This window comes from Agrobacterium vitis, from assembly GCF_013426735.1.
Taxonomy (GTDB): Bacteria; Pseudomonadota; Alphaproteobacteria; order Rhizobiales; family Rhizobiaceae; genus Allorhizobium; species Allorhizobium vitis_D.
In genome coordinates this window covers 2,412,783-2,437,929 of the sequence record NZ_AP023272.1, presented here as the reverse complement: position 1 = coordinate 2,437,929, position 25,147 = coordinate 2,412,783, and the positions used below count along the sequence as shown (strand labels likewise).

The 25,147-nt window shown below is 58.2% G+C and carries 23 protein-coding genes; 12 read left to right on the top strand and 11 right to left on the bottom strand.

The annotated features are described in order from the left end of the window. The first annotated feature begins 54 nt into the window (after positions 1–54). From H1Y61_RS11210 to H1Y61_RS11175, 8 genes are all read left to right on the top strand, one after another. Positions 55–1,653 carry an ABC transporter ATP-binding protein gene (locus tag H1Y61_RS11210; protein WP_235680704.1) on the top strand — a complete coding sequence of 533 codons (1,599 nt, stop codon included), beginning with the start codon at positions 55–57 and terminating at the stop codon, positions 1,651–1,653. Continuing rightward, positions 1,643–2,740: an ABC transporter permease gene (locus H1Y61_RS11205; protein WP_174082953.1), complete on the top strand. Its 1,098-nt coding sequence runs from the start codon at positions 1,643–1,645 to the stop codon at positions 2,738–2,740. The genes H1Y61_RS11210 and H1Y61_RS11205 overlap by 11 nt, the downstream gene beginning before the upstream one ends. Continuing rightward, complete coding sequence (locus H1Y61_RS11200) at positions 2,737–3,654, top strand: ABC transporter permease (RefSeq protein ID WP_156636611.1); 918 nt, start codon at positions 2,737–2,739, stop codon at positions 3,652–3,654. Before H1Y61_RS11205 ends, H1Y61_RS11200 begins: the two co-directional genes overlap by 4 nt. A gap of 53 nt (positions 3,655–3,707) precedes the next feature. Then, positions 3,708–4,781 carry a BMP family ABC transporter substrate-binding protein gene (locus H1Y61_RS11195; RefSeq protein WP_180572650.1) on the top strand — a complete coding sequence of 358 codons (1,074 nt, stop codon included), beginning with the start codon at positions 3,708–3,710 and terminating at the stop codon, positions 4,779–4,781. A gap of 113 nt (positions 4,782–4,894) precedes the next feature. Further along, positions 4,895–6,253 (top strand): bifunctional UDP-N-acetylglucosamine diphosphorylase/glucosamine-1-phosphate N-acetyltransferase GlmU, encoded by a 1,359-nt coding sequence (gene glmU / locus H1Y61_RS11190; RefSeq protein ID WP_180572649.1) that lies wholly within the window; start codon positions 4,895–4,897, stop codon positions 6,251–6,253. Positions 6,254–6,429: 176 nt separating this feature from the next. Continuing rightward, positions 6,430–8,256, top strand: a complete 1,827-nt coding sequence (gene glmS, locus H1Y61_RS11185; protein ID WP_180572648.1) for a glutamine--fructose-6-phosphate transaminase (isomerizing) — start codon at positions 6,430–6,432, stop codon at positions 8,254–8,256. A 116-nt stretch (positions 8,257–8,372) separates the two neighbouring features. After that, entirely contained in the window at positions 8,373–9,080 is a 708-nt protein-coding gene (locus H1Y61_RS11180; RefSeq protein ID WP_015915975.1) for a DUF502 domain-containing protein, read from the top strand. Between the two features lie 157 nt (positions 9,081–9,237). Then, positions 9,238–10,713: an esterase-like activity of phytase family protein gene (locus H1Y61_RS11175; protein WP_180572647.1), complete on the top strand. Its 1,476-nt coding sequence runs from the start codon at positions 9,238–9,240 to the stop codon at positions 10,711–10,713. Positions 10,714–10,968: 255 nt separating this feature from the next. On the opposite strand, the gene H1Y61_RS11170 is transcribed toward H1Y61_RS11175, so the two are convergent. The 5 genes from H1Y61_RS11170 to H1Y61_RS11150 all read right to left on the bottom strand — a co-directional run bounded on the left by H1Y61_RS11170 (position 10,969) and on the right by H1Y61_RS11150 (position 15,914). Next, positions 10,969–11,784, bottom strand: a complete 816-nt coding sequence (locus H1Y61_RS11170; protein WP_180574488.1) for a glycerophosphodiester phosphodiesterase family protein — start codon at positions 11,782–11,784, stop codon at positions 10,969–10,971. Positions 11,785–11,886: 102 nt separating this feature from the next. Beyond that, positions 11,887–12,750 (bottom strand): ABC transporter permease, encoded by an 864-nt coding sequence (locus tag H1Y61_RS11165; RefSeq protein ID WP_180572646.1) that lies wholly within the window; start codon positions 12,748–12,750, stop codon positions 11,887–11,889. After that, positions 12,750–13,604, bottom strand: coding sequence for an ABC transporter permease (locus H1Y61_RS11160; RefSeq protein ID WP_180572645.1), 855 nt, complete (start codon positions 13,602–13,604; stop codon positions 12,750–12,752). Before H1Y61_RS11160 ends, H1Y61_RS11165 begins: the two co-directional genes overlap by 1 nt. After that, positions 13,604–14,644 (bottom strand): ABC transporter ATP-binding protein, encoded by a 1,041-nt coding sequence (locus H1Y61_RS11155; protein WP_180572644.1) that lies wholly within the window; start codon positions 14,642–14,644, stop codon positions 13,604–13,606. Before H1Y61_RS11155 ends, H1Y61_RS11160 begins: the two co-directional genes overlap by 1 nt. Positions 14,645–14,684: 40 nt before the next feature. Then, a complete protein-coding gene (locus H1Y61_RS11150; protein WP_180572643.1) occupies positions 14,685–15,914 on the bottom strand; it encodes an extracellular solute-binding protein in 1,230 nt (409 codons plus the stop codon). Positions 15,915–16,052: 138 nt separating this feature from the next. Here H1Y61_RS11150 and H1Y61_RS11145 point away from each other — a divergent pair, with 138 nt between their 5' ends. Then, positions 16,053–17,201: an ROK family transcriptional regulator gene (locus H1Y61_RS11145; RefSeq protein ID WP_180572642.1), complete on the top strand. Its 1,149-nt coding sequence runs from the start codon at positions 16,053–16,055 to the stop codon at positions 17,199–17,201. Positions 17,202–17,314: 113 nt separating this feature from the next. Here H1Y61_RS11145 and H1Y61_RS11140 read toward each other — a convergent pair whose 3' ends face one another. Both H1Y61_RS11140 and znuA read right to left on the bottom strand, forming a co-directional pair. Further along, complete coding sequence (locus H1Y61_RS11140) at positions 17,315–18,529, bottom strand: GTP-binding protein (protein WP_180572641.1); 1,215 nt, start codon at positions 18,527–18,529, stop codon at positions 17,315–17,317. An 84-nt stretch (positions 18,530–18,613) separates the two neighbouring features. Further along, positions 18,614–19,546, bottom strand: coding sequence for a zinc ABC transporter substrate-binding protein ZnuA (gene znuA, locus H1Y61_RS11135; RefSeq protein WP_322790783.1), 933 nt, complete (start codon positions 19,544–19,546; stop codon positions 18,614–18,616). A 185-nt stretch (positions 19,547–19,731) separates the two neighbouring features. Between znuA and H1Y61_RS11130 the strand changes: the two genes are divergently transcribed. The 3 genes from H1Y61_RS11130 to H1Y61_RS11120 are packed head-to-tail and all read left to right on the top strand — an operon-like array spanning position 19,732 to position 21,860. Beyond that, entirely contained in the window at positions 19,732–20,652 is a 921-nt protein-coding gene (locus H1Y61_RS11130) for an ATP-binding cassette domain-containing protein (RefSeq protein WP_180574486.1), read from the top strand. Then, positions 20,642–21,454: a zinc ABC transporter permease subunit ZnuB gene (gene znuB / locus H1Y61_RS11125; RefSeq protein ID WP_180572640.1), complete on the top strand. Its 813-nt coding sequence runs from the start codon at positions 20,642–20,644 to the stop codon at positions 21,452–21,454. Before H1Y61_RS11130 ends, znuB begins: the two co-directional genes overlap by 11 nt. A gap of 7 nt (positions 21,455–21,461) precedes the next feature. Continuing rightward, a complete protein-coding gene (locus H1Y61_RS11120; RefSeq protein ID WP_041696564.1) occupies positions 21,462–21,860 on the top strand; it encodes a Fur family transcriptional regulator in 399 nt (132 codons plus the stop codon). Between the two features lie 93 nt (positions 21,861–21,953). On the opposite strand, the gene H1Y61_RS11115 is transcribed toward H1Y61_RS11120, so the two are convergent. The 4 genes from H1Y61_RS11115 to H1Y61_RS11100 form a co-directional block, all read right to left on the bottom strand. Continuing rightward, a complete protein-coding gene (locus H1Y61_RS11115; protein WP_071206662.1) occupies positions 21,954–22,499 on the bottom strand; it encodes a gamma carbonic anhydrase family protein in 546 nt (181 codons plus the stop codon). Between the two features lie 157 nt (positions 22,500–22,656). Further along, positions 22,657–23,010, bottom strand: coding sequence for a hypothetical protein (locus H1Y61_RS11110; protein ID WP_180572639.1), 354 nt, complete (start codon positions 23,008–23,010; stop codon positions 22,657–22,659). Between the two features lie 183 nt (positions 23,011–23,193). Continuing rightward, complete coding sequence (locus H1Y61_RS11105; RefSeq protein WP_235680699.1) at positions 23,194–23,493, bottom strand: hypothetical protein; 300 nt, start codon at positions 23,491–23,493, stop codon at positions 23,194–23,196. An 87-nt stretch (positions 23,494–23,580) separates the two neighbouring features. After that, entirely contained in the window at positions 23,581–25,005 is a 1,425-nt protein-coding gene (locus tag H1Y61_RS11100; RefSeq protein WP_234894365.1) for a D-alanyl-D-alanine carboxypeptidase, read from the bottom strand. Positions 25,006–25,147 lie beyond the last annotated feature (142 nt).

Sequence of the window (25,147 nt, the reverse complement as noted above, 5' to 3'; positions counted from 1 at the left end):
ATGACGTGAAGGTGTTGAAATGGTTTAGGTATCCGTTTCGTCTCCTTGTTGTGGATGTTCGTCCCAACCGAGGCGGAGCAAGGGGGTCGAGTGTCGCATAGCAAAGAAGTAGCGCCATCTCCGCTGCTTTCGGTTCGCAGCCTGACGAAGCGATTCGGCACATTTGCCGCCTGCGATGGCATTGATCTCGACATTCTTCCCGGCGAAATCCATGCCCTCCTTGGAGAAAATGGCGCTGGCAAATCAACGCTCGTCAAAATGCTCTTTGGCGTGCTGACCCCGAGCGCTGGCGAGATTCATTGGGACCATCAAGGGCCCGTCGAGGTCGCGTCTCCAGCGGAGGCCCGTCGGCTTGGCATCGGTATGGTCTTCCAGCATTTTTCGCTGTTTGAAGCGCTGACTGTGGCTGAGAACATCGCCTTGTCCTTGGATCGTTCGGTCTCGATTGGCGAAATTTCGGAACAGGCGCGGACCTTGTCGCTGTCTTACGGTTTGCCGCTCGATCCTTCGGCCCATGTCGCGGATCTGTCGGTTGGCGAGCGTCAGCGGATCGAAATCGTCCGGGCATTGTTGCAAAATCCGAAACTAATCATTCTTGACGAGCCGACCTCGGTGCTGACCCCGCAGGAGGCCGACAAGCTGTTTGAAACGCTGGAAAAGCTGCGGGCCGAAGGGCGTTCAGTGCTCTATATCAGCCATCGGTTGGAAGAGGTGCAGCGCATTTGCGACCGTGCCACGGTTTTGCGCCACGGTAAGGTGACAGGCACCTGCGATCCGCGTCAGGAAACCCCGTCCACGCTGGCGCGAATGATGGTAGGCGCGGACGTCATCGGTGTGACGCCAGATGCTGCGGCTCCTGTTGGTGCGGACCTACTCACTGTTCGCAATCTCAGCGTCGATGCACGCACGCCGTTTTCCATGGCGTTGAAGGATGTGTGGCTGACTGTTCGTGCCGGTGAAATCCTCGGACTGGCGGGCGTGGCCGGTAATGGCCAGAGCGAATTGTTTGATGTGCTGTCGGGCGAATATACCGTGCGTGACCATCAAGCCATCCAGCTATGCGGCCAGCCGGTCGGGCGCTTCGGTATCAACCGGCGTCGGTTGATCGGAGCTGGTTTCGTGCCGGAAGAGCGCCATGGCCATGCCGCCGTTACCGGCCTTTCGCTGTCGGACAATCTGCTTTTGGCGCGGCATCGCTCTGATCGTGGGCGTTATGTCTCAGGTCTGTTCGGCCTGATCCGCCACAGCGCCATCAAGTCGTCCACCCTACAGATTTGCGAGGCGATGGATGTGCGAAAGAGCGGTGAGGACCCTTCCGCCGGATCGCTTTCGGGCGGCAACCTGCAAAAATTCATTGTCGGGCGTGAGCTGGACCGCAAACCGGCGGTGCTGGTCGTCAACCAGCCAACCTGGGGTGTGGATGCGGGTGCGGCCAGCCGCATTCGCCAGGCGCTTATCGATCTTGCGGCTCAAGGCTCGGCGGTGGTGATCATCAGCCAGGATCTGGACGAGATTTTCGAAGTCTCGACATCGATTGCGGCAATTTCGGAGGGCAGGCTGTCGAAAGTCTACCCAAGCGGCGTGATGAACCGCGAGAAGATCGGTCTGTTGATGGGCGGCTTGCATGGTCTGGAGAGCGCCGATGCGCATTGAACTGGAAAAGCGCGCCCGCGCGTCCGGGCTGTTTACGCTGGTCTCACCCTTACTGGCGCTGGCTTTGACGCTGTTTTTCGGCGGGTTGATGTTTGCAGCGCTGGGCAAGGACCCGTTCTTTGCGCTTTACAGCTTTTTCATTGCGCCGCTCACCGAGGTCTGGTCGCTGCATGAGCTGGCGATCAAGGCGGCACCGCTGATCCTGATCGCTGTCGGACTGTCTGTCTGTTATCGCTCGAACAATTGGAATATTGGCGCGGAAGGCCAGTTCACGGTAGGGGCGATTTGCGGTTCGATCATTCCGGTGATCTTTTACGAATGGCAATCGCCGCTGCTTTTGCCGCTGATGATGGTGATGGGCATGGTTGGTGGTGCGCTTTACGCCGCCATCCCGGCGCTGTTGAAAACCCGCTTCAACACCAATGAAATTCTCACCAGCCTGATGCTGGTCTATATTGCTCAGTTCATTCTGGATTACCTGGTGCGCGGTCCCTGGCGCGACCCGCAAGGCTTCAATTTTCCCCAGACCCGCGAATTCGTCACGGAGGGCATTCTGCCTGCCATCTGGGAAGACTCAGGACGCGCCCATTGGGGCTTTGTCTTTGCCTTGGTTGCGGCTGTCGGCGTCTGGTTGATGATGCGTTATACGCTGAAGGGCTTTGAAATCGTCGTGCTTGGCCAATCGGAACGGGCAGGGCGGTTTGCCGGTTTTTCCTCCAGGGGCATGGTTTGGTTTTCCATGCTGTTTTCCGGGGCGCTGGCCGGTCTTGCCGGGATTTCTGAGGTGTCTGGGTCGATCAATCACTTGCAGCCGTCAATTTCGCCGGGCTACGGCTTTACGGCGATCATTGTCGCGTTTCTCGGCAGGCTCAATCCGCTCGGTATCATTGTTGCCGGTTTGGTTCTGGCGCTGACCTATCTGGGCGGCGAGGGCGCGCAGCTGGCCATTGGCGTTTCGGATAAGGTGGCGCGGGTGTTTCAGGGGCTGTTGCTGTTCTTCGTGCTCTCCTGCGACACGTTGATTTATTATAGGATCAGGCTGGTGTTTTCCAAAACCCGCTCCTCCGTGGCAGAGGGTGCGAAATGATCCTCGAAGCCATTCTTCTGACGGTTATCACTGCCTCAACCCCGCTGGTTATCGCTGCCCTTGGCGAGCTTGTCACTGAGCGCGCCGGTGTGCTCAATCTCGGCGTCGAAGGCATGATGGTTATGGGCGCGGTTGCCGCTTTTGCAACTGCCTATTCCACCGGATCACCGCTGCTGGGCGTGGTGGCGGGCATTGTCGCCGGTGCAGGATTTTCGCTGCTGTTTGGATTTTTGACGCTGACGCTCGTCACCAACCAGGTGGCTACCGGGTTGGCGCTGACCATTCTGGGGCTTGGCGTGTCCGGCCAGTTGGGCGAGAGTTTTGTCGGCAAGCCCGGCGTCAAGCTTCAGGCCATTGAGTTTCCGGTCCTGTCGGATATTCCCGTCGTCGGCCCTCTGCTGTTTCGGCAGGATCTGATCTTTTATCTGGCGATTGTCCTTGTCATCGGCGTCCACTGGTTCCTGTTTAAAAGCCGGGCAGGGCTGATGTTGCGGGCGGTGGGCGATAGTCCCGCGTCTGCGCATACATTGGGGCTGAAAGTCATCCGCACCCGCTATCTGGCGGTGATGTTCGGCGGTGCCTGTTCCGGTCTGGCCGGGGCGCAATTGTCGCTGGTCTATACGCCGCAATGGGTGGAAAACATGTCGGCTGGGCGGGGCTGGATCGCGCTGGCGCTGGTGGTGTTTGCCTCCTGGCGACCGGGGCGGGTGCTGGCGGGCGGCTATCTGTTTGGGGCGGTCACCATCGGCCAGCTGCATGCGCAGGCATTCGGCATCGGATTGCCGTCGCAGTTTTTATCAGCACTTCCTTATGCTGCGACCATTGTCGTTTTGATCGCGATTTCGCATAATCGGCGCACGACGCTGATCAATACACCCGCTTCTCTGGGAAAGCCCTTCGTTCCGGATCGCTGACCCATCGTCTTCACTCTCATGAAACCTTCACTCTCATGCAATCAGGGGAAACTATGAAAAAACTCGCACTCGCATTTGCGGCCTCCGTCGCCACGATGCTTTCCGTTGCCGGTAGCGCCAGCGCCGCCGACAAGACCAAGATCTGCTTCGTTTACGTCGGCAGCAAGACGGATGGCGGTTGGACCCAGGCTCATGAGCTGGGCCGCCAGGAATTGCAGAAGCATTTCGGCGACAAGATCGACACGCCTTTCCTGGAAAACGTGCCTGAAGGACCGGATGCTGAACGCGCTATCGAGCGTTTGGCCCGCGAAGACTGCAAGCTGATCTTCACTACCTCCTTCGGTTTCATGGATGCCACCGTCAAGGTCGCCAAGAAATTCCCAAAGGTGAAATTTGAACATGCAACCGGCTTCAAATCGGCTGAAAATGTTGCGACCTACAATTCGCGCTTTTACGAAGGCCGCTACATTTCCGGCGTGATTGCCGGTAAGATGTCGAAGAAGGGTGAGGCCGGCTACATCGCCTCCTTCCCGATTCCCGAAGTGGTGATGGGCATCAATGCGTTCGAGCTTGGCGCGAAATCCGTCAATCCGGATTTCAAGATGAAGGTCATCTGGGTCAATACCTGGTTCGACCCCGGCAAGGAAGCCGATGCCGCCAAGGCGCTGCTGGACCAGGGCGTCGATATCCTGACCCAGCACACCGACACCACGGCTCCAATGCAGATCGCCCAGGAGCGCGGCATCAAGGCGTTCGGCCAGGCCTCCGACATGATCGCTGCTGGCCCGACCTCGCAGCTAACAGCCATCAAGGACACCTGGGGCGCCTATTACATCAAGCGCACCCAGGCCCTGCTGGACGGAAAATGGACCTCGGAGCAGAGCTTCGACGGCCTGAAGGACGGCATCCTGACCATGGCGCCCTACACCAACATGCCCGACGATGTGAAAAAGCTGGCCGAAGACACCGAAGCCAAGATCAAGTCCGGCGAATTGCATCCCTTCACCGGTCCTGTGAACAAGCAGGACGGCACAGCTTGGTTGAAGGCTGGCGAAAAGGCCGATGACAAGACCCTGCTCGGTATGAACTTCTATGTCGAAGGCGTGGACGATAAGCTGCCGAAGTAATCTTCAGACGCGTGGAATGATTGAGAGGGCGTCTTCGGGCGCCCTTTTTCATTGCCGATCAAGGTCACGGCATGATAGCTCACGCCAAAATGACCGACTTTCGGAGATACCTGATGAGCCGCACCTGTCTTGCCGTCATTCTCGCCGCAGGCGATAGCACGCGAATGAAATCCGCGATGTCCAAGGTGCTGCATCCGGTGGCGGGCCTGCCGATGATTGCCCATGTGATGCAGGCGATTGCCGCCAGCGATATTGCCGATGTAGCGCTGGTCGTCGGGCGTGATGCGGATAAGGTGACAAAAGCCGCCAGCATCAAAGGCCTGTCCGTCACCCCCTTCGTGCAAACCGAGCGGCTTGGCACCGGCCATGCCGTTTTGACAGCGGGTGAGGCGTTTGCCCGAGGCTATGACGATATTCTGGTGGCCTATGGCGATGCACCGCTGATTACATCAGGTCCGCTGTTGGCAGCGCGTGCGGCTCTGGCTGACGGCAATGACATTGCGGTGATTGGTTTTCACACTGAAAAGCCGACCGGCTATGGCCGTCTTCTGGTCGAGGACGGTGAATTGGTCGCCATCCGCGAAGAAAAGGATGCCAGCGACGAAGAGCGCAAGGTGACGTGGTGCAATAGTGGCTTGATGGCGATCAATGGTGCCAAGGCGTTGGACCTTCTGGGGCGGATCGGCAATGCCAATGCCAAGGGTGAATATTACCTGACCGATCTGGTCGAAATCGTCCGCTCGCTGGGCGGCAAGGCGGTGGCTGTCGATGCGCCGGAATCTGAGCTTGCGGGCTGCAACAATCGCGCCGAACTGGCGGTGATCGAAAAGCTCTGGCAGGAGCGTCGGCGTCATGAATTGATGCTGTCAGGCGTCTCGATGATTGCCCCGGAAACGGTGTTTCTGGCCTATGATACTGTTCTGGCGCAGGATGTGCTGATCGAGCCGAATGTGGTGTTCGGTCCCGGCGTGACTGTGGAAAGCGGTGCGGTGATCCATGCCTTTTCGCATCTGGAAGGTGCGCATGTGGCATCCGGTGCGACAGTCGGCCCGTTTGCGCGGCTGCGGCCCGGTGCCAATCTGGGCGAGGGCTCCAAGGTCGGCAATTTCTGCGAGGTGAAAAAGGCCGAGATTGGCGCTGGCGCCAAGATCAACCATCTCACCTATATCGGTGATGCCTTTATTGGCGCGGAAACCAACATTGGCGCAGGTACGATTACCTGCAATTACGATGGGGTGAACAAGCATGAGACCCGGATTGGCGCGAATGCCTTTATCGGCTCCAACAGCGCCCTGGTCGCCCCGGTGACGATTGGCGATGGCGCGCTGATCGCCTCTGGCAGCGTGATTACGGATGATGTGCCTGCCGATGCGTTGGCACTTGGCCGGGCGCGCCAGGAAATCAAACCGGGGCGGGCAAAAGCGATCCGGGAGCGGAATATGGCGATCAAAGCATTTTCAGGAAAAGTGTGAAGCGGTTTTGCGTCCGGAAATGCGTAAATCAAAGGACTTAGAGCCATGAAAAAATCCGGTTCGTGATCACGGATATTTTCGTAACGTCACGATATCCAAATTGACCATTCCTGGAATTGAGAAATCCTCCGGAATTGGTAGGACTGGCCTCGCGTAAGCGCGAGAAGGAGAATTGCATGTGCGGTATTGTCGGAATTGTCGGTGATCGGCCGGTCTCAGAACGTTTGGTGGACGCCATGAAGCGGCTGGAATACCGGGGGTATGATTCGGCAGGTGTCGCGACGCTCGATCATGGGGTGATGGATCGCCGCCGCGCCGAGGGCAAGCTGTTCAACCTAGAAACCAAGCTGGCACAACAGCCGCTTCCAGGCACAATCGGCATTGCCCATACCCGCTGGGCCACGCATGGCGTGCCGAACGAAGCCAATGCCCATCCGCATTTCGTCGAAGGCGTCGCGGTCGTTCACAACGGCATTATCGAGAATTTCTCCGAGTTGCGCGACGAACTTGTCGCTGACGGCGCTACGTTCACCAGCCAGACCGACACCGAAGTTGTCGCCCAGCTTCTTGCCCGTTTCCGCCGTCAGGGGCTGGATCATAAGGGCGCGATGCTGGCGATGCTGAACCGGATTACCGGCGCCTATGCGCTGGTGGTGATGTTTGCCGATGATCCGACTCAGCTTTTTGCCGCCCGGTTCGGCCCGCCGCTGGCCATCGGCCATGGCAAAGGTGAAATGTTCCTGGGCTCCGACGCCATTGCCCTGTCGCCTTTCACCAACCAGATTACCTATCTGGTCGATGGGGATTTCGCTGTGATTGGCCATCGCAGTGCCCAGATCATGGATTTCGCGGGCAAGCCGGTCAAGCGAATCAAGCAGGTCTCCCAGGGCAGCGCCTATCTGGTCGATAAGGGCAATCACCGCCATTTCATGGAGAAGGAAATCTATGAACAGCCGGAGGTGATCTCCCATGCGCTGGCGCATTATGTCGATCTGGCTGCCCATACGGTGAAAAGCGATGTGATCGGCCTGGATTTTGCCCGCTTGCGTGGTCTGGCGATTTCGGCCTGCGGGACGGCCTATCTGGCGGGTCTGATCGGCAAATACTGGTTCGAGCGTTATGCCCGGCTGCCTGTCGAAATCGATGTCGCATCCGAATTTCGTTATCGGGAAATGCCGCTGTCGCCGGATCAGGCGGCGCTGTTTATTTCGCAATCGGGTGAAACCGCCGATACGCTGGCCTCGCTGCGCTATTGCAAGGAAGCGGGGTTGAAAATCGGTGCGGTCGTCAATGTGCAGGAATCGACAATTGCCCGCGAGGCCGATGCAGTCTTTCCAATTTTGGCCGGGCCGGAGATCGGCGTTGCCTCCACCAAGGCCTTCACCTGCCAACTCGCCGTCATGGCATCGCTGGCGATTGCCGCCGGGAAGGCGCGGGGCCTGATCGGCAACCAAGAAGAAAAGGAGATGGTGCGGCATCTGTCCGAACTGCCGCGCATCATGAGCTGGGTGGTTAACCTGATCCAGCCTCAGATGGAAAGCCTGTCGCGAGACCTGTCGAAATTCAAGGACGTGCTCTATCTCGGTCGCGGCACCAGCTATCCGCTGGCCTTGGAAGGGGCGCTGAAGCTCAAGGAAATTTCCTATATTCATGCCGAGGGCTATGCTGCGGGTGAGTTGAAGCATGGGCCGATTGCGCTGATCGATGAAAACATGCCGGTCATCGTCATCGCTCCGCATGACCGGTTCTTTGAAAAGACCGTCTCGAACATGCAGGAAGTGGCGGCGCGCGGCGGCAGGATCATTTTCATCACCGATGAGAAGGGCGCGGCATCCTCCAGGCTGGAAACCATGGCGACCATCGTTCTGCCCGATGTGGCGGAAATCATCGCGCCCATGGTGTTTTCACTGCCGATCCAGTTGCTCGCCTATCATACGGCGGTGTTCATGGGCACGGATGTCGATCAGCCGCGCAATCTGGCGAAATCCGTCACGGTTGAGTGATCGATTTATGCACTGCACACCTTGCCTTGGCGGGCAAGGTGCCGCACAGTTTGACCAGACTGCTTCGGTGTGCGTTTATGCGGCGAAGCAGGCCATTTCATTAAAAATCGGGTCATATGTCGGATAAACCAGAACGAATTTCTTTTGCCAGCCGGCTAAGGACCAATTTCCTGACCGGCATGATCATCTGTGCGCCCTTGGCGATCACCGTCTGGCTGACCTTTACCTTCATCGATTGGGCGGATAGCTGGGTCACGCCCTATATTCCGCAGCGCTACAATCCGGAATATTACTTCAATATCGCCATTCCCGGCACCGGCCTGGTGATTGCGGTGGTCGGCATCACCATGATCGGCTTTCTGGGGCGCAATCTCGTCGGGCGATCTGTCGTCAATTTTGGGGAGTCGATCCTCAACCGGATGCCGCTGGTCCGCACCCTCTATAAAAGCCTGAAGCAGATTTTTGAAACGGTGCTGAAGGAACAGTCCAGTTCCTTCAAGAAGGTCGGGCTGATCGAGTTCCCGGCTCCCGGCACCTGGGCCATGGTGTTTATCGCCACCGAAGTGACCGGCGAAATTGCTGCCCGGCTGAATGAGGAGGGCGAGGAGATGATTGCTGTCTTCATGCCGCCGACCCCGGTGCCTACGGCTGGCTTCCTGATGTTCGTTCCCCGCAGCCGCCTGAAATTGCTGGATATGACGCCGGAAGAAGGCGCCAAACTGCTGATTTCCGGGGGATTGGTCATGCCCGCATGGAAACCGGCTTCCGGCACGATTGCCATGCCGCCCGTCGTGGATGTTGCAACGGGAAAAACGGGGCTCTAGGCTTTCGGCAGAACGCTCGTTTCCTGTAGGACCTTGTCACGATCCTGTCACGGGAAGCTTCTAATGGCCCTGATGGGGGAGCAGTGATACGGCAGACAGATATGCCGTGTCCCATCAAGGCTGAGCGCTGCCCCGGTTGATGCAAAGGATCGGGATCATGGTATTTTCACGCAAGGCATTGCTTCTGGCTGCAACTGTTCTGGTCTCCTCGGCTGGTGTCGTTCTGGCGGAAGGAACGGTCAGCGCCAATGGAGTGACGATCGCCAACAAGGGCCTTGTCGCCATCGGCCGCATTCCGGCCAACGAGCGCGACAAGTTCAAGGAAACTTTCGGTTCGGGTTCCGGCATGGCTATCGATCTGACCCAATGGAAAAAGCAGGGCGAGACCTATTCCGGTTCGCTTTGGCTCCTGCCGGATCGTGGCTACAATGTCGAAGGCACGACTGATTACAACACCCGTATCAACAAGATTGATTTTACCCTGGCACCAGCACCGGCAGGAACCACTCTGCCAGCCGATAAGCAGCAGAAGGGCTTTGATGCAAAGCTTGCCGATACGATCCTGCTGACGGATGGGGAAGGCAAGAGCCTGACTGGCCTGGACCCGGAATCGGGTGTTCGCGCTGCGACCAAGACATTGCCAGCCTTGCCGCAAGCAACCACCGGCAAGATCTCGCTCGATCCGGAAGCCGTGGTCCTGTTGAAGGACGGCTCGATGATGATCAGCGACGAATATGGCCCCTATATCTATCATTTCTCGGCGCTGGGAAAACTGATTTCCGCCACCCAGTCGCCGAAAGCCCTGCTGCCGATGCGCAAGGGTGAGCTGAACTTCTCGTCCAACAATGTCGGTGAAGGCGGTAAGAAGCCGGACCCGAAGGATCCCGATACCGGTCGCCAGAACAACCAGGGCCTCGAAGGCATGTCGCTGACGCCGGATGGCAAGTTCCTGATCGCGCTGCTGCAATCAGCGACCCGCCAGGATGGTGGCGATAGCAGCACGACCCGGATGAATACCCGCGCTCTCGTCTATGATGCTGCCGATATGGATCATCTGAAGCTGGTGCATGAATATGTCGTGCCGTTGCCGACCTTCGACAGCAAGGGCAAGGTCGCCGTGGCCGCCCAGAGCGAAATCCTGGCCTTGTCAGACAAGACCTTCCTGATGCTGGCGCGAGACAGCAATAGCGGGCAGGGCATGAAGAACGACACATCGGTCTATCGCAAGATTGATCTAGTCGATCTGTCAGCGGCCACGGACATTGCCAATAGCGAATTCGATGATGCGAAGCCGGTGGCCCCAAAGGGCGTGGTGGATGCCTCCGTCAAGGTGGCAGCGGTGACGCCGTTCATCGACATCAACGACAACAAGGACCTCGCCCGCTTCGGCCTGCACAATGGCGCGCCGAACGATGCCAACAATCTCTCCGAAAAATGGGAGGCGATGTCGGTTGCTTCGGCCCTCGATCCAGCCGCGCCGGACGATTATTTCCTGTTCGTCGCCAATGACAACGACTTCCTGACCCAGGATGGTTATCAGGTTGGCGCGGCTTACAAGGCCGAAGGTGGTGCCGATGTTGATACCATGTTCCAGGTGTTCCGCGTGACCCTGCCGGGCATGACTGCCAAGTAATTTACGTTCAGAATTGCTCTACAGTAAAACGCCATGCATCCAGATTGGACGCACGGCGTTTCTATTTCTGGATCATCGTACAGAAAACCGAAATCACAGTGCACGACGCAAAGATTTCGGGGCTTCGCCACCCCCTCATCCGGCTGCCGCCACCTTCTCCCCGCAGGGGAGAAGAGACCGAGTTGATAGCACCGAACCTCAAATTACTGCATTGGACCGAAAACCTGTTCTTAAATTTCGGTCCGATGCTCTGTCCTACGCCTGTCTGGTGTGCAGCCAAGCCTTGAATGCATCGACCTCGTCGGTCTGGATGGCGCCGACGCCTGCATCTGCCAGCACGGTCCAAACGCCGTCTGGATCGGAAAGGGCGCGGGTATCGTTGAAATCGAGGCAATGAGAGACGTCGAGCGTGTTGATCCAGACGCGGATGTTTTGACGCTCCAGTTCGGCGCGAGCATGGGCGATATCGGCGAGATCCGTGAATTTCACTTCGATCATCGGCGCCTTGAGGCTCTCGATGCGGCGCAGGTCTTCGGCAAACCGGCCCCGACGTACGGGAAACATCGGCATATGCGGAATCTTACCGAACCAGTCGGCATCGATAATGGTGAAATGGTCAGCGTCTGGATCGATGTCGGTCTTGACCAGAACCTGATCGGCAATGTTCATCCGCAGCACTGTTTCCATCACCTGCGGCAGATCACGGGTGAACTTCGTGTCGATATTGACGGTAATCCGACCGCGAGCCTCTTCAAGAATTTCCTCCAGTGTCGGAACGCATTCCTCCGTTATATCAGCCTCCGGGCCACCCGCGCCGCTGCGCAACTTTGCCCGACGGATGACATCGAATGGCAATTCGCTGACCGTGCCGCTGCCGGTCGTTGTTCTGTCCAGGGTCGCATCGTGAATAACCACAAGATGGCCATCGGCGCTGGACTGGGTGTCGATTTCGACCATATCCACGCCTTGGGCAATTGCTGCCCGGATCGAGGCCAGCGAGTTTTCCGCCGTGCTCTTCCACAGGCCGCGATGGGCGATGGTCAGAATGGTGGGATTGGTGCGCGATGCCATTTCGGCAATCGAGCAAGGACGGGTGGTCTCGGACTGGTGCGCAAGCGGAGAATTCTGGACAGGCATGGATTGGACTTTCGGCTGTTACGGGTTTGGGAGAAATCAGATCTTGCCCATGCCTGCCGCCATCAGGTCGTCGCGCAGGATGCGACCGGCGATGATGAAGACGATGAGGGCTGGCAAAAGCAGGATGAAGGAAACGATGGCGGCCAGCGGTAGCTGCATCGAATAGGGGTCGAGATACATGTAAAGCTTGATCGGCAGGGTCTGGACTACAGGCGCGCCGACAATGAAGGATTTGTCGAATTCCTCAAAACTGCCGATGAAGGACATCAACCCGCCCGCCAGCAGGCCGGGTACGGCCAGCGGCAGGATGATATGCGCGACAATGCCAACTGTTCCGGCCCCGAGCGAGCGGGCCGCATGGATCAGCTCGTCGGGAATGGTCTCAAGCGTTGCGGTCATCAGCCGGATCATCAGCGGCAGGGTGCCGACGATCTGGACAATGATGACGCCAGCCACCGAATAGGCAAGGCCCAGCGCCAGGAACACCTGTCCGATGCCGACCGCGACCACCAGGCCGGGAATGATGACTGGCGCGAGAATGAAGATCTCCACCAACCGTTTCAGCCGGAAGGGAAAACGGGCCATGGCCCAGGCCGTCGGCAAGGCGATGATTGCCGTTGCGAACGTGACCGTGAAGGCAATGGCAAGGCTGGTGGCCATGGCCTGGATCAATCCCTGATCGCTGAGCACGCTGGCCCAGCGGCTGGCCGTATAGACCTGCGGCAGCACATGCGGCGGCTGCCAGCCATCAGCAATGCTCCAGATAAACATCAGGGCGAGCGGCAGGGCGATGGCAAGGGCTAGCGAACCGAACAAACCAATAGTAACGAGAATGCGGTCTTCGGGCCGGAACATGCGGCGTCGTGCTGTAACAGGTGGGGCGAGCTCAAGAACAGCCATCACGCATTCCCCCGCGTATTGCCAGCACCGATCCGGCTGGTCAGGGCATAATAGGTCAGGAGAACGATGACAGCGAACAGGCTGAGCACCATGCCCATCGCATAGACCTGCTCGAACCGTCCCTGTTTGAACTCTTGCACCATCAGGACAGAGAGTGGCCGCGCCGTCGGGGGGCCGACAATATCGGGAATGGCATAGGAGCCCATGGAGCCGATGAAGGTCAGGAGAATGGCGGCGGTAATGCCCGGCATGGCAAGCGGCACGTCTACAGCCAAGAATGTCCGAATCCGGGACGCGCCAAGGGTGCGGGCGGCAAAGCGGATATCTTCGGGAATGGCGGCAAAGGCGCTGGTGATGATCAGCGTCATGAATGGAATCTGCTTCCAGGAATTGGCGATGATGACGCCCGCGCCCAGGTCATCACGGACCAGTTTTGGCAGGGTAAAGCCGAGTGGTGCCAGCAGGCGGTCGAAAAAGCCACCGCGCTCGAAGACGACGATGATCATCAGCCCGACGATAATGCTCGGAACGGCCATCGGCAGCTTGTAAAGCCCGCTGAATAGCTTGCGTCCGAGAAAGCTTTTGCGCAGCAAAAGCGCCAGCGGCACAGACAGCGCCAGCGACACCAGAACCGGCATGACGCCGTAATAGATTGAAGTGGACAGCCCGCGCAGCATGGAGGGCCGTGTAAAGATCCGCTGATACCAGCTGAGCGTAAAGCTGCCATCTTCCAGACGGAAACTGCCGACCAGCGCCGACAGCAGCGGCAGGCCGAAGAAGAATAGCAGGTAGCCAACCCCCGGCAGAAGCAGGAGGAAAAGTTGAACCGGGCGACGGCGAAGCAGAGATCGCATCACGCAGCCTCCATCACCGGCTGGTCTTCAAGGACATGCACGGTGTCGTGGAATGTCAGTGAAACCCGGCTGCCCATTTCTATCGGTGTTCCGCCGCCCGACTGGCTGATCTTGACCCTGATGGCACCAATATCGGCGGTGTAAAGAATATTGGCGCCCATGAAGGAGACGGAGGTAACGATTGCCGATCCGCTCTCGTCGCGCTCGACGCCAATATTTTCCGGGCGGACTGAAATCTGCATGGAGCCCAAAGCGGGACGATCCAGCACCACTTTCTGGCCCCAGGGCAGCAGCGCATCCATGCCGGACGCCTTGACGGAGAGAAGATTGGTCTGGCCGAGGAAGCTGGCTGTAAAGGCCGCTTTTGGCGACCGGTACAGCTCCAGCGGCGTGCCGATTTCGACAACCTGACCGCCGTTCATCACCACGATCCGGTCGGACATCGCCATGGCCTCGGCCTGGTCATGGGTGACGTATAGGCTTGTTGCGCCGATGCGGCGATGCAGTTCGACCAGCTCGTGGCGCAGGCTGTCACGCAGCTTGGCATCGAGATTAGACAGCGGTTCGTCAAACAGCAAAAGACTTGGCTGCATGACAATGGCGCGGGCCAGCGCCACGCGCTGCTGCTGGCCGCCGGACAATTGCCGGGGCATACGATCAACCAACGCGCCAAGATTGCAGATCTCCAATACATGGGCGATGCGCCGCGCCCGCTCGTCCTTTGGCACATTCTTCATCTTCAGGCCAAAGCCAAGGTTTTTGGCGACCGACATATGCGGAAACAGCGCATAGGACTGGAACACCATGGCGATATCGCGGGCTTCGGGCGCGAGTTCGTCAATCCGCTTGCCTGCCAGCCGGATTTCGCCGCTGGATGCCTCGCTGATGCCCATCAGAATGCGCAGCAGCGTCGATTTTCCGCAGCCGGAGGGACCGAGAATGGTGACAAATTCACCCTTTTCGACGGTAAGCGAAACCGGATGGAGGACACGGGCTGATCCGAAGTCCTTGGTGATATCGTTGATGTCTAGCTCGCTCATGTCTTTGCCCCTGTTCGTCGTGTATCAGGCTTTTCCAGCATTACTGGTTCAGGACTTTCTCATCGAGCGCTTCGGCAAGGGCGGTTGACATGTCCCAGAAGGCTGGAACCGACAGGCGGGGATAGACACTTTTCGGCAGAACATGATCCTGTAGGGCAGCCGGGATCAGATCGTTGGTGATATCGGTGCGCGGCGAGCGCGATGCCTTGGTTTCCAGCTTGAAGGTCTGGAATTCCTTGCTCATGGCCATATCGATCAGCAGCAGGGCGGCGGCGACATGCTTGGCATTGGCCGGGACGAACATCGCGTCACCGGAACCGACCTGTCCCTTTTCCAGCAGCGTCAGACGGAAGGTTTCGGGCAATTGCTTGTTGCCGAGAAAGCTCATCACCTGATCTTCCCAGACCGTCCCCATATAGAGCTGCTGGTTGTTGATCAGGTTCAGCGTATCGGCATTGCCATTGGTCAGTTCCGCAGCCTTCAGCAGGCGGCGGTAATAGTCCCAGACAGGTGTCAGGCATTCGGAGGTCATTGCCCAGTCTTCAGCTTGTTGAAGCGTTTTGCTGTAGTCGGTCAGGGCTGTGCGGCAATCGCCAGTCAGATAATTGAGCGCCACGGAATAGATGAAGCCTCCACCCGATCCGCCCTTGGCTGGCAAGGTGACGCCCAGGCGCTTGGGATGGTTTTCCGCCCAGGCCAGCAGTTCGTCGAAACTCTTGGGAACCTCATTCGGTTTGACGAAGGCGCTGTCATAGCCGATTGCCGTTTGGTTGAGATGCACCAGTGGAAAAGTGCCGCCATGCTGGCGTCCGAACAATGTCTGCGCCAGGACCGGATCATAGGTTGCCATGTTCGGCAGGATTTGCGTCAGTGGAATTTTACCGATGACACCTTTGGCCGAGAGTAGCGGATAGCTGCCGCCGCCAGCGAAATAAGCATCGACGGGCGCATCCTGCCCTGACGTCTGAACGGCAATCAGCTGCTGGTTGGCCTGATCGCCGTTGACGTCGCTATAGACGACCTTGATGCCGTACTTGGCGGTGAAACTGTCGGTCAGCTTTTTCCAGGTGCCAGCGAAGCTGCCAGCAAAATTATACATGGTCACCGCTCCCTCGGCTTTGGCGGCGGGAACGACGATGTCGTAGAAATTCTCCCTTGTGACCTTGGAGAGATCGAAATCAAGATTTTTCATATTGGTTTCGGCGCTCAAACACGGAGCGACAGAAGCCGCGAGCGTCAGGGCCGCGATGGCCAGGAATTTCATCTGCATTGGGGTCTCCATCAGAGCTGGATCAATTGCAGATGTAGTAATACACTTTGGGTGTAATATTTGTGACAGGCCACGAAATTTGGTTCCGCAGTCGAGTTGCGATTGCCTGACCGCGAGACGCCGGATAGATGTTCAACCATGACGACCCAAGCCAAACAGCCCTCTCGCTTTGACAGAAACCCGCTTGCCAGCGAGAACGAACGTCTGATTCTGGACATCGTCCGCCGCCACGGACCCATTGCCCGCTCAGTGATCACCACCCACACCAACCTGACGCAGCAATCGGTGCATCGGTTGATTGAGGGGCTGATCGAGCGCGGTTTGCTGCGCACCGGCGCGCCGCTGAAGGGCGCACGCGGCCAGCCGAGCCCGACCATCGAGCTTGCGGTGGAGTCCGTGGCGTCGCTGGGCATATCGATCAACACCGATTCGGCGATTATCTGCCTCGCGGATTTCAGCTGCGGCGTGATTAGCCAGAAGAAACTCAATCTCTTGCCGCTCAGCCGTGAGGCCACCCTTGCTGCCTTGTCACGGACCCTGGATGAGATGCTTGAGGCCCATAATCTGCCGCGCGAGCGGCTGCTGGGGCTGGGATTTGCCATGTCGGGCTTTTCTGTTGCCGATGACCGGATATTCAATGCGCCGGAACCCTTGCAGGACTGGTCGCTGACGGATCTTCGCCCGATCCTTGAACAGACGTTTCAGCTTCCCGTCTGGCAGGAGAACAATGGGACCACAGGTGCTATCGGCGAAAGCTTGCAAGGTGTGGGGCGATGGTGCCAGACCTTTGCCTATCTGTCGTTCAACTATGGTTTCGGTGGCGGACTGATCCTCAATGGTCAGCCGTTTTACGGATTCCATGGCAATGCCGCTGAATTATCAGGGATTTACGACCCGACCGAGGCACCTCGGCGTCCAGCCCTGCAATATTTGCTTCGGAGCCTTCAAGACCACGGCATCGAGATTGATTCCGTCGATACCCTTTACCGGACATTCGATCCAGGTTGGCCAGGCGTGGAGGCTTGGCTGGAAGCAACCATGCCACAGGTCGAGCGGCTGGTGGCGGTATTGATCGCCGTGATCGATCCGCAGGCCATCGTTTTCGGCGGCCAATTGCCGCCAGCACTGGGCGCGATGATGATCGAAAGATGCCCGATGCCCTCGCAGCGGGTTCATCGTTACGGCGTCGGGCCAAAGGAGGCCCGACTGGTGCTCAGCGAAGTGAAGGGAGATGCAGCAGTCATTGGTGCAGCGCTTCTGCCGCTCAAGATGCGCTACTTCATTTAGAGTTTGTCAGGGAAAAGTGGAATCCGGTTTTCCCGAAAAGACAAACGAAAATAAGAGAAGCTAGAGTCTGTCTGGTTCAATCTGAACCTGACAGACTCTAGTCCGAAGCAGGCTCAAGCCTCCGCAAATTGCGGCGGCGCCCAGTTGGGGAACGGGTCCTGCATGTCGCGCCAAGCACCGGGCGTGAAGCGATCCGCAGGCACCAGACAAGCGTCCAGCCGGACGCGGATTTCGGCTTCATCCATGGGATCTGCGCCGATAAATACGAGTTCCTGGCGTCGATCACTCCAGATCGGGTCGAGATAGGGTTTCATGGCATTGAGAAAGCCCTTGTCCTGCGGCCATTGTTGCTTGGGTACAGAGGCCCACCACAGGCCCATGCGCCCGGTGCGCACCATCGGTCCGGCCTGGCTCAGTTCTCCAACATGATGTGGCCGGGTGGCCAGCCAGAAAAAGCCCTTGGCGCGGATTACGCCCGGCCAGTCGCTGTCAATGAAATCCTGGAATTTCAGTGGAGCGAAGGGACGGCGGGCGCGATAGACAAAGCTGCGAATGCCATATTCTTCCGTTTCAGGCACATGGTCCTTAAAGCCGTGCAATTCCTTGAACCACAGAGGATGGGTTTCCGCCCGGCCAAGGTCGAACCGCCCGGTTCCCAGCACGTCCTTCGGTTCGATCTGGCCGAAATCGGTCTCAATGATCCGCGCATCCGGGTTGAGGCCGACGATGATCTTGCGGGCTGCATCCAGCCGGGCAGGTCCTGCGGTTTCGGCCTTGTTGAGGACGACCACATCGGCAAACTCGATCTGTTCGACCAGAAGGTCAACGAGCGTGCGGTTATCGTCTTCGCCCGCCGTTTCGCCCCGGTCGGAGAGGAAGTCGCTTGAACTGTAATCACGCAACAGGTTGGCGGCATCGACCACCGTTACCATCGTATCCAGCCGCGCGATGTCGGAGAGGCTGTTGCCGTCTTCGTCACGAAACTCAAACGTGCTGGCAATTGGCAGTGGTTCGGCAATGCCGGTCGCCTCGATCAGCAGATAGTCGAACCGGCCTGAATCGGCCAGTTGCCGCACTTCCGTCAGCAGGTCTTCGCGCAGGGTGCAGCAGATGCAGCCATTGCTCATTTCCACCAATTGCTCGTCGGTGCGCGACAGATTGGCACCGCCATCACGCACCAGGGCGGCATCGATATTCACCTCGCTCATGTCATTGACAATCACCGCGACCTTCAGCCCGGCCCGGTTGCCAAGAATATGATTGAGAACCGTGGTTTTGCCGGCACCGAGAAAGCCGGACAGCACAGTCACGGGAAGCTTGTTGTCCATCCTCAACTCCTTAATGTAATAACATTACATTGATGGTTCTGAAAAAGGCGAGCAGGGCGCTCGCCTTTTTGGTTGTAGCGTCTGTCAGCCATTCAGGCAGGTCGTCATAGCGGTTGCCAGGTCCGTCATCAGGGCGGGATAAAGGTCAGGGCCATCGGCCAGCCCTGTGCCAAGCGGGTCGAGCGTGCCGGTGCGGGCATTGCTGCCTTCCGACACTACCTTGATCAATTTCGGCGCAAATTGCGGCTCGGCAAAAATGCAGGCCGCGTCCAGGGATTTGACCTTGGCGTGGATGGCGGCCACTCGTTCGGCCCCAGGAGCCGTTTCCGGGCTGACTGTGACGGAACCGGCAACCGTCACATGGTAGCGGTGCTCAAAATATTGATAGGCGTCATGAAAGACGATGAAGGGCTTGTCCTTGACCGGGGCCAGCATGGCGGCAATCTGCTTATCCATGGTATCCACCTGCGCCTGGAAGCGGGCAAGATTTTCGGCATAAAGTGCTGCATTGGGCTTGTCCTCGTTGCTCAAGGCGTCGGCTATGGCTGCGGCCATCGCCTTGGCATTATCAGGGTCGAGCCAGATATGCATGTCATGGGCGCCATGCTCGTCTTCATGATCATGCCCGTGGTTTTTATCGTGGTCATGTCCATGCCCGGCTTCGTGCGCATCGCCATCGTCATGGGCTTCGAAAGGCCCACCCTCGCGCAAGGGCAGCAGTTCCACGCCCTTGGCCTCTGCCAGCGCCACCACTTTGGCCTTGCCTGCCAGCGCATCCAACGGCTTGTCGAGAAAGGTTTCCAGCCCCGGCCCGACCCAGAATATCAGATCGGCCTGTTGCAGTGCTTTGGCCTTGGAGGGCTTCAGGCTATAATCATGCGGGGAGCCTGCGCCTTCCACCAGAAGATGTGGCGTGCCAGCACCCTTCATGATCGCGGCGACGATGGAATTGACTGGCTTGATCGAGGCGACCACATCAGGGGCGGCGTCGGCCATGCCGGGCGCGAGCAGAAGCATGGGGATAAGGCTGAGCAAGGGCATTGTCTTCACAGGCAAGGCGGTCTCCAATTTATCTAAGTGAAAGCAAGGATGCTTCCTTGTATCGCATATGCAATGTTATTACATTGATTGCGTAACGCTATAACGTGTGTCATAGCCGGTTGCAACACTCAATCTGTGGAGTTTCGGTATCCGTGTTGAAGGTGCTGGGTGAAAAGCCATTGGTGACACTGCGCAATGCCGGCATCAGGCGCGGCGCACGCTGGCTGGTGCGCGGCGTTGAGCTTTCGATCCGCAAAGGCGAACTTGTCACCCTGATCGGTCCAAACGGATCGGGAAAATCGACGACAGCGAAAATGGCGCTTGGCGTGCTGAAGCCCGACGAGGGTGAGGTGGTGCGCGAGCGGGCGTTTACGGTTGGTTATGTGCCGCAAAAACTGAGCATCGACTGGACCATGCCGCTCACAGTTGACCGGCTGATGACCCTGACCGTCAAGCTCTCCAAGGCGGAAATTGAGGCTGCTTTAGAGGCTGTCGGCATTGCCCATCTGCTACGCGCCGAAGTCCAGCATCTGTCCGGTGGCGAGTTCCAGCGGGCGCTGCTGGCGCGCGCTCTTGCCCGCAAGCCGGACCTGCTGGTGCTGGATGAGCCGGTGCAGGGTGTGGATTTTGCCGGTGAAATCGCCCTTTACGAATTGATCGCCGATATCAGGCACAAGACCGGTTGCGGTGTGCTGCTGATTTCCCATGATCTGCATATGGTGATGGCAGAGACCGATATTGTCGTCTGCCTGAACGGCCATATCTGCTGCCGTGGCACACCGGATGTCGTCAGCCAAAGCCCGGAATATCAGCGGCTGTTCGGGGCTGCTGCGGCGCGCACGCTTGCGGTCTATAATCACCGCCATGACCACACGCATCTGCCGGATGGCCGGGTCCAGCACCTCGATGGGTCGGTGACAGATCACTGCCATCCTGATGACGGCCATCATCATGGCCGGGGTGAGGAGCGCCATCATCATCATGAGGATTCGCTTGAGCTTGAAGAGAACCACCACGATCATCACCACCACGGCGAAGGGCCGTCGGTGACTTCGGGGAGGGGTGATCGTCATGATGGATGATTTCTTCGTTCGGGCATTGCTGGCGGGTGTCGGGTTGGCGCTGACGGTTGGGCCGCTCGGGTGTTTCGTCATCTGGCGGCGCATGGCCTATTTCGGGGATACGATGGCACATTCTTCGTTGTTGGGCGTGGCGCTGTCACTGCTGTTTTCCGTCAATCTGACGCTCAGCGTGTTTCTGGTCGCTGCGATTGTATCGCTGCTGCTGTTGTTATTGCAGAACCGGCGCGGGCTTTCCGCCGATGCGCTGCTGGGTATTCTCAGCCACGCGACGCTGGCGATTGGCCTTGTTCTGGTGGCCTTCATGACCTGGGTGCGGGTCGATTTGATGGCTTATTTATTCGGGGATATTCTGGCCGTGACGCCGCAGGATATCGCCACGGTTTGGATTGGCGGGGTCGGCGTCATCCTGTGCCTTTGTCTGTTGTGGCGGCCCTTGCTGGCGGCCACCGTCAACGAGGACGTCGCCGAGGCGGAAGGCTTGAGACCAGCGCGGGCCAGGCTGATCTTCATGCTGCTGATGGCCGTGGTGATTGCCATTGCCATGAAAGTCGTCGGCATTCTGCTGATCACCGCGCTGCTGATCATTCCGGCTGCCACCGCCCGGCGGTTTTCCATGACGCCGGAAATCATGGCGGTTCTGGCGTCTGTCATCGGTGCGGTTGCCGTGGTTGGCGGCCTGTTTGGCTCACTGACCTATGACACGCCCTCTGGCCCGTCCATCGTGGTGGCCGCCCTTGTCCTGTTTATTCTCAGCTTGCTGCCGATACGCCGTTTTTCAACGGCTGTCGTGAAGAAAGGATGATCGTTCGATGTCCACACCGCAATTGACCCGCAATCAAAGCCTGGTCTTTCAGGCGCTCGAAAAGGCAGATGGCCCGCTTTCGGCCTATACGATCCTCGACAAGCTGCGCGATAGTGGTTTCCGCGCGCCGCTACAGGTATATCGCGCCCTGGAAAAGCTGCTGGAATTCGGCCTTGTGCATCGGCTGGAAAGCCTTAACGCCTTTGTCGTCTGCTCCCACCTCCAGCATGATTGCTGTGACCATGGAACCGTGGCCTTCGCAATCTGTAGCAAATGCGGGCAGGTCAAGGAGTTTCACGATCACTCCATCGACCATCGGCTGGGAGACTGGTCGAAGGGCCAGGGTTTCAAGGCCGAGAAAACCACAATCGAAATTCGCGGCGTCTGTGCAGAGTGCCTCGTCTGAAATCACGCCTTCAGAGCGGTTTCAGTTCACTAGAGTTTGTCAGGGAAAAGTGGAAACCGGTTTTCCCGATATGACAAACGAAAACAAAGGAATCTAGAGACTGTCTGGTTCAATATGAACCTGACAGTCTCTAGCAAACCGTTGCCAGTTGGCGATGTAGTTTTGCGCGGAGCGCTTCAGGCCTTCCACCGCCTTGTCATCGAGAGTGCGTATGGCGCGGGCTGGTGAGCCGACAATCAGGGAGTTGTCGGGAAATTCCTTGCCCTCGGTAATCAGCGCATTGGCACCGATAAGGCAGTTATTGCCGATCCTGGCACCGTTCAGCACGGTCGCCCCCATGCCCACCAGCGTGTTATTGCCCAGAGTGCAGCCGTGAATGATGGCATTATGGCCGATTGTGCAGCCTTGGCCGATGGTTGTCGGAAAGCCCATATCGGTGTGAATGGTGACGTTTTCCTGCACATTGGAGCCTGCGCCAATGGTGATTGGCTCATTATCGCCCCGCAGCACCGCACCGAACCATATGCCAACATCCTCGCCGATGATCACATTGCCGATGACCTGCGCATTGGGCGCGACCCAGTAACGGTCGGCGGAAGGCAGGTGCGGTTTCAGATCCCCGAGGGCGTAAAGTGGCATGGTTGCAGGTCCTTTTATCGATCTGCCACTGATCTTTCGGGATCGGCCTTAGAAAAGCAAGGGCTTTGAACCCGTGGAGGGCGTGCTTATCTGCTGGTTAATGGTAATGATATTTTGGGCCGGGCGCATATGCCCGGCCCCTGTCATGGCGGGTATGTCAGCGGACATAGAGCACGAAGCTGCCATCGGATGCTTCGTCAGCGTAAATCACATTTTTGAGCTCAACATTCTGCGACAATAATTGCCTGCGCAGAACCGGGTTTTCGCGAATGGCGGCCTGGACTTCGCGAGCCTCAGGGCTGGTTGGCGTCAGAGATCCGAGAAAATCCTGAAATGTGTCGTGCTTTTCGATTTCATCCGGCGTGCTGATCATGAAGCGGGGATTGTGATCTGTTGCCAGCGCCCTGTCAGCGGCAGACATGGCTGCATGGCTGATTCCAGTCATGGCGGCGGTTGCGAGAATGGCGGCAAGAGAAATTTTGGAAATGCGAGACATGGCAATACGAGACATGGGTTCACTCCTCCAGGAACAAAACCGGCGAGAAAAACTCGTTAGCCGGTGAAGGAGATCCTCGCGCTTAATCCGTTCAAATCCAATTCACCAGCGAGTGAGATTGGATTAATTCTTGGTCATGTTCGCCGAGACAGCGGACATGCGGTCTGCTCAAACTTGCTCGTTCGGGGCCTATGGTTTTTACCGCAACCTTAGCTTTACCGGTACCCGACGGGAATGCGGGTCCAGATGCAGGTGAATACTCGCTTCCGGCTGAGAATAGCGCCACGCACGCGCGCCGTGGCAGAGGAGGAGGTTCATCAGGTCCCGCGTCTTGGCACGCGGCTTGTTGATGCCATCGGCCAGCCGGATCGCCGCCTCATGCAGCGGATTGAGGCCAGCGCGCGGGTTGAAGCGAAATGCCGGATCACTGCCAACCGCGTGATCCGTTGCCTGGTCCACGACCTGGCCGGTGTTCAGGTGGTTTTCATTGCTTGCCATGATGACATCCTCGTACGCATTACATTTCGAGGTGATCTGACCGAACCTTGCGCAAACACCTGCGCAGGCCTCGGTAAGACAGAGTGATTACTGCATTGCGGCCCAGCAGCTGACGCCAGCCTTTTTCAAGCGATTGCAGGCATTGACCGCAGACTTCTGATCATCGAAGCCGACAAACCGGGCGCGATAGACCTGAGATGCTCCTTCGCCATAGGCCATGGCGAAAGGTCGCGCACCCTTGAGGGAAATACCGCTCTTGGCACGGGCGCTTTTCAGCAGGTCCATCGCAGCTTCCTGGCTATCCGAAACACCGATCTGGACGGTCCAGCCCGAAGGTGCCGCAGTTGGGGCCTTGGTGGAGAACGTGACTGTGTTGTCGACATCGGCTGGCGGTTTGGGGCCAGATGATTTGGAATGGCGCGACGCACTTTTGCGGGTCTGCGGCATGGGAGCCGATTCTGTTTCCAGGGCCTGGCTTGCCTCCGCTTGCTTCGCAAGGGCGGCAACCGCATCATTGGCGCCTCCTCCACCGGCATAAGCTGTTTCGCTTAGGCTACCTGTGTCGTAGCGTCCGCCGGGTACGGGCACACCGGATTGAGGCAATTGCGGTGCAACGGCGGTTTCGCGGGCAACAGGCGCCATCGGCTCCGGCACGGTGCTTTGGCGGGCAATAAGCGGACTTGCGCCACCACGACGGGAGGCTTCCGGCAGATAGGTTGCCATCAGCTTCCGCATCTGGTTGTCGCGTGCTGCACCTGAGGCACCGCCCAGCACCACGCCAACCACGGATTTACCATCGATCTGCAGGGATGTCACAAGGTTGAAGCCGGAGGCATTGGTAAAGCCGGTCTTGATCCCGTCCACGCCGCGCACCGAGCCGATGAGGCGATTGTGATTACCGATTACCTGGCGACCATAGGTGAAGCTGCGGGTGGAAAAGTAAGCGTAATATTGCGGAAAATGCTGTCTGAGCGCCATGCCCAGCCGCGCCTGATCGCGGGCCGTGGTCATCTGGCCGGAGTTCGGCAGGCCATTTGCATTGCGATAGGTGGTGCGGGACATGCCAAGTGCGCGCGCCTTGGATGTCATCATCTGGGCAAATCGGGCCTCGGAGCCACCGAGATATTCGCCGAACGCAGTGGCCGCGTCATTGGCGGAGCGGGTGACGAGGGCCTGAATGCCTTGCTCTACGGTAAAGCTGCCGCCGGGCCTAAGGCCAAGCTTGGATGGTGGCTCGGAGGCAGCATGGGCCGACACGGGAACAGAGGAATTCAACCGGATACGGCCCTTCTCCAGCGCTTCGAAAACCAGATACAGGGTCATCATCTTGGTGAGCGATGCCGGATAACGCAGGCTGTCAGCATCGGTGGCGCGCAAAACCTTGCCGTTATTCACATCCACGACAATGTCGGCATAGCGCGATGCAGCCGCAGCCTCGGGAGCCGGAGCCACCAACGTGGCACAGACCAGAGCCACGGTGAGAGAGACACGCATGACAGGCCGAACAATCATGTTTCGACCAAGGAGGCTAGCAACTCGCATATTCACCACTGCACTCTTTCCTGAATTCCAGCCCTGATCACGCATAGGGTCGGGGCGACATCCCCGATCTGGTGCTATGCGTATGAATTCCTGCTTTGGCCGCCCCGCAGCG

Excerpts from the sequence above, each read along its gene's own strand:
- H1Y61_RS11120 (WP_041696564.1), top strand. The coding sequence starts at position 21,462 with ATGTCCACACCGCAATTGACCCGCAATCAAAGCCTGGTCTTTCAGGCG.
- H1Y61_RS11105 (WP_235680699.1), bottom strand. The coding sequence starts at position 23,493 with ATGGCAAGCAATGAAAACCACCTGAACACCGGCCAGGTCGTGGACCAG.
- H1Y61_RS11110 (WP_180572639.1), bottom strand. The coding sequence starts at position 23,010 with ATGTCTCGTATTGCCATGTCTCGCATTTCCAAAATTTCTCTTGCCGCC.
- H1Y61_RS11155 (WP_180572644.1), bottom strand. The coding sequence starts at position 14,644 with ATGAGCGAGCTAGACATCAACGATATCACCAAGGACTTCGGATCAGCC.
- H1Y61_RS11150 (WP_180572643.1), bottom strand. The coding sequence starts at position 15,914 with ATGCAGATGAAATTCCTGGCCATCGCGGCCCTGACGCTCGCGGCTTCT.
- znuB (WP_180572640.1), top strand. The coding sequence starts at position 20,642 with ATGATGGATGATTTCTTCGTTCGGGCATTGCTGGCGGGTGTCGGGTTG.
- H1Y61_RS11160 (WP_180572645.1), bottom strand. The coding sequence starts at position 13,604 with ATGCGATCTCTGCTTCGCCGTCGCCCGGTTCAACTTTTCCTCCTGCTT.
- H1Y61_RS11175 (WP_180572647.1), top strand. The coding sequence starts at position 9,238 with ATGGTATTTTCACGCAAGGCATTGCTTCTGGCTGCAACTGTTCTGGTC.
- H1Y61_RS11195 (WP_180572650.1), top strand. The coding sequence starts at position 3,708 with ATGAAAAAACTCGCACTCGCATTTGCGGCCTCCGTCGCCACGATGCTT.
- H1Y61_RS11210 (WP_235680704.1), top strand. The coding sequence starts at position 55 with ATGTTCGTCCCAACCGAGGCGGAGCAAGGGGGTCGAGTGTCGCATAGC.
- glmS (WP_180572648.1), top strand. The coding sequence starts at position 6,430 with ATGTGCGGTATTGTCGGAATTGTCGGTGATCGGCCGGTCTCAGAACGT.
- H1Y61_RS11205 (WP_174082953.1), top strand. The coding sequence starts at position 1,643 with ATGCGCATTGAACTGGAAAAGCGCGCCCGCGCGTCCGGGCTGTTTACG.
- H1Y61_RS11165 (WP_180572646.1), bottom strand. The coding sequence starts at position 12,750 with ATGGCTGTTCTTGAGCTCGCCCCACCTGTTACAGCACGACGCCGCATG.
- glmU (WP_180572649.1), top strand. The coding sequence starts at position 4,895 with ATGAGCCGCACCTGTCTTGCCGTCATTCTCGCCGCAGGCGATAGCACG.
- H1Y61_RS11145 (WP_180572642.1), top strand. The coding sequence starts at position 16,053 with ATGACGACCCAAGCCAAACAGCCCTCTCGCTTTGACAGAAACCCGCTT.
- H1Y61_RS11180 (WP_015915975.1), top strand. The coding sequence starts at position 8,373 with ATGTCGGATAAACCAGAACGAATTTCTTTTGCCAGCCGGCTAAGGACC.
- H1Y61_RS11170 (WP_180574488.1), bottom strand. The coding sequence starts at position 11,784 with ATGGCATCGCGCACCAATCCCACCATTCTGACCATCGCCCATCGCGGC.
- znuA (WP_322790783.1), bottom strand. The coding sequence starts at position 19,546 with ATGCTTCTGCTCGCGCCCGGCATGGCCGACGCCGCCCCTGATGTGGTC.
- H1Y61_RS11200 (WP_156636611.1), top strand. The coding sequence starts at position 2,737 with ATGATCCTCGAAGCCATTCTTCTGACGGTTATCACTGCCTCAACCCCG.
- H1Y61_RS11115 (WP_071206662.1), bottom strand. The coding sequence starts at position 22,499 with ATGCCACTTTACGCCCTCGGGGATCTGAAACCGCACCTGCCTTCCGCC.
- H1Y61_RS11100 (WP_234894365.1), bottom strand. The coding sequence starts at position 25,005 with ATGATTGTTCGGCCTGTCATGCGTGTCTCTCTCACCGTGGCTCTGGTC.
- H1Y61_RS11140 (WP_180572641.1), bottom strand. The coding sequence starts at position 18,529 with ATGGACAACAAGCTTCCCGTGACTGTGCTGTCCGGCTTTCTCGGTGCC.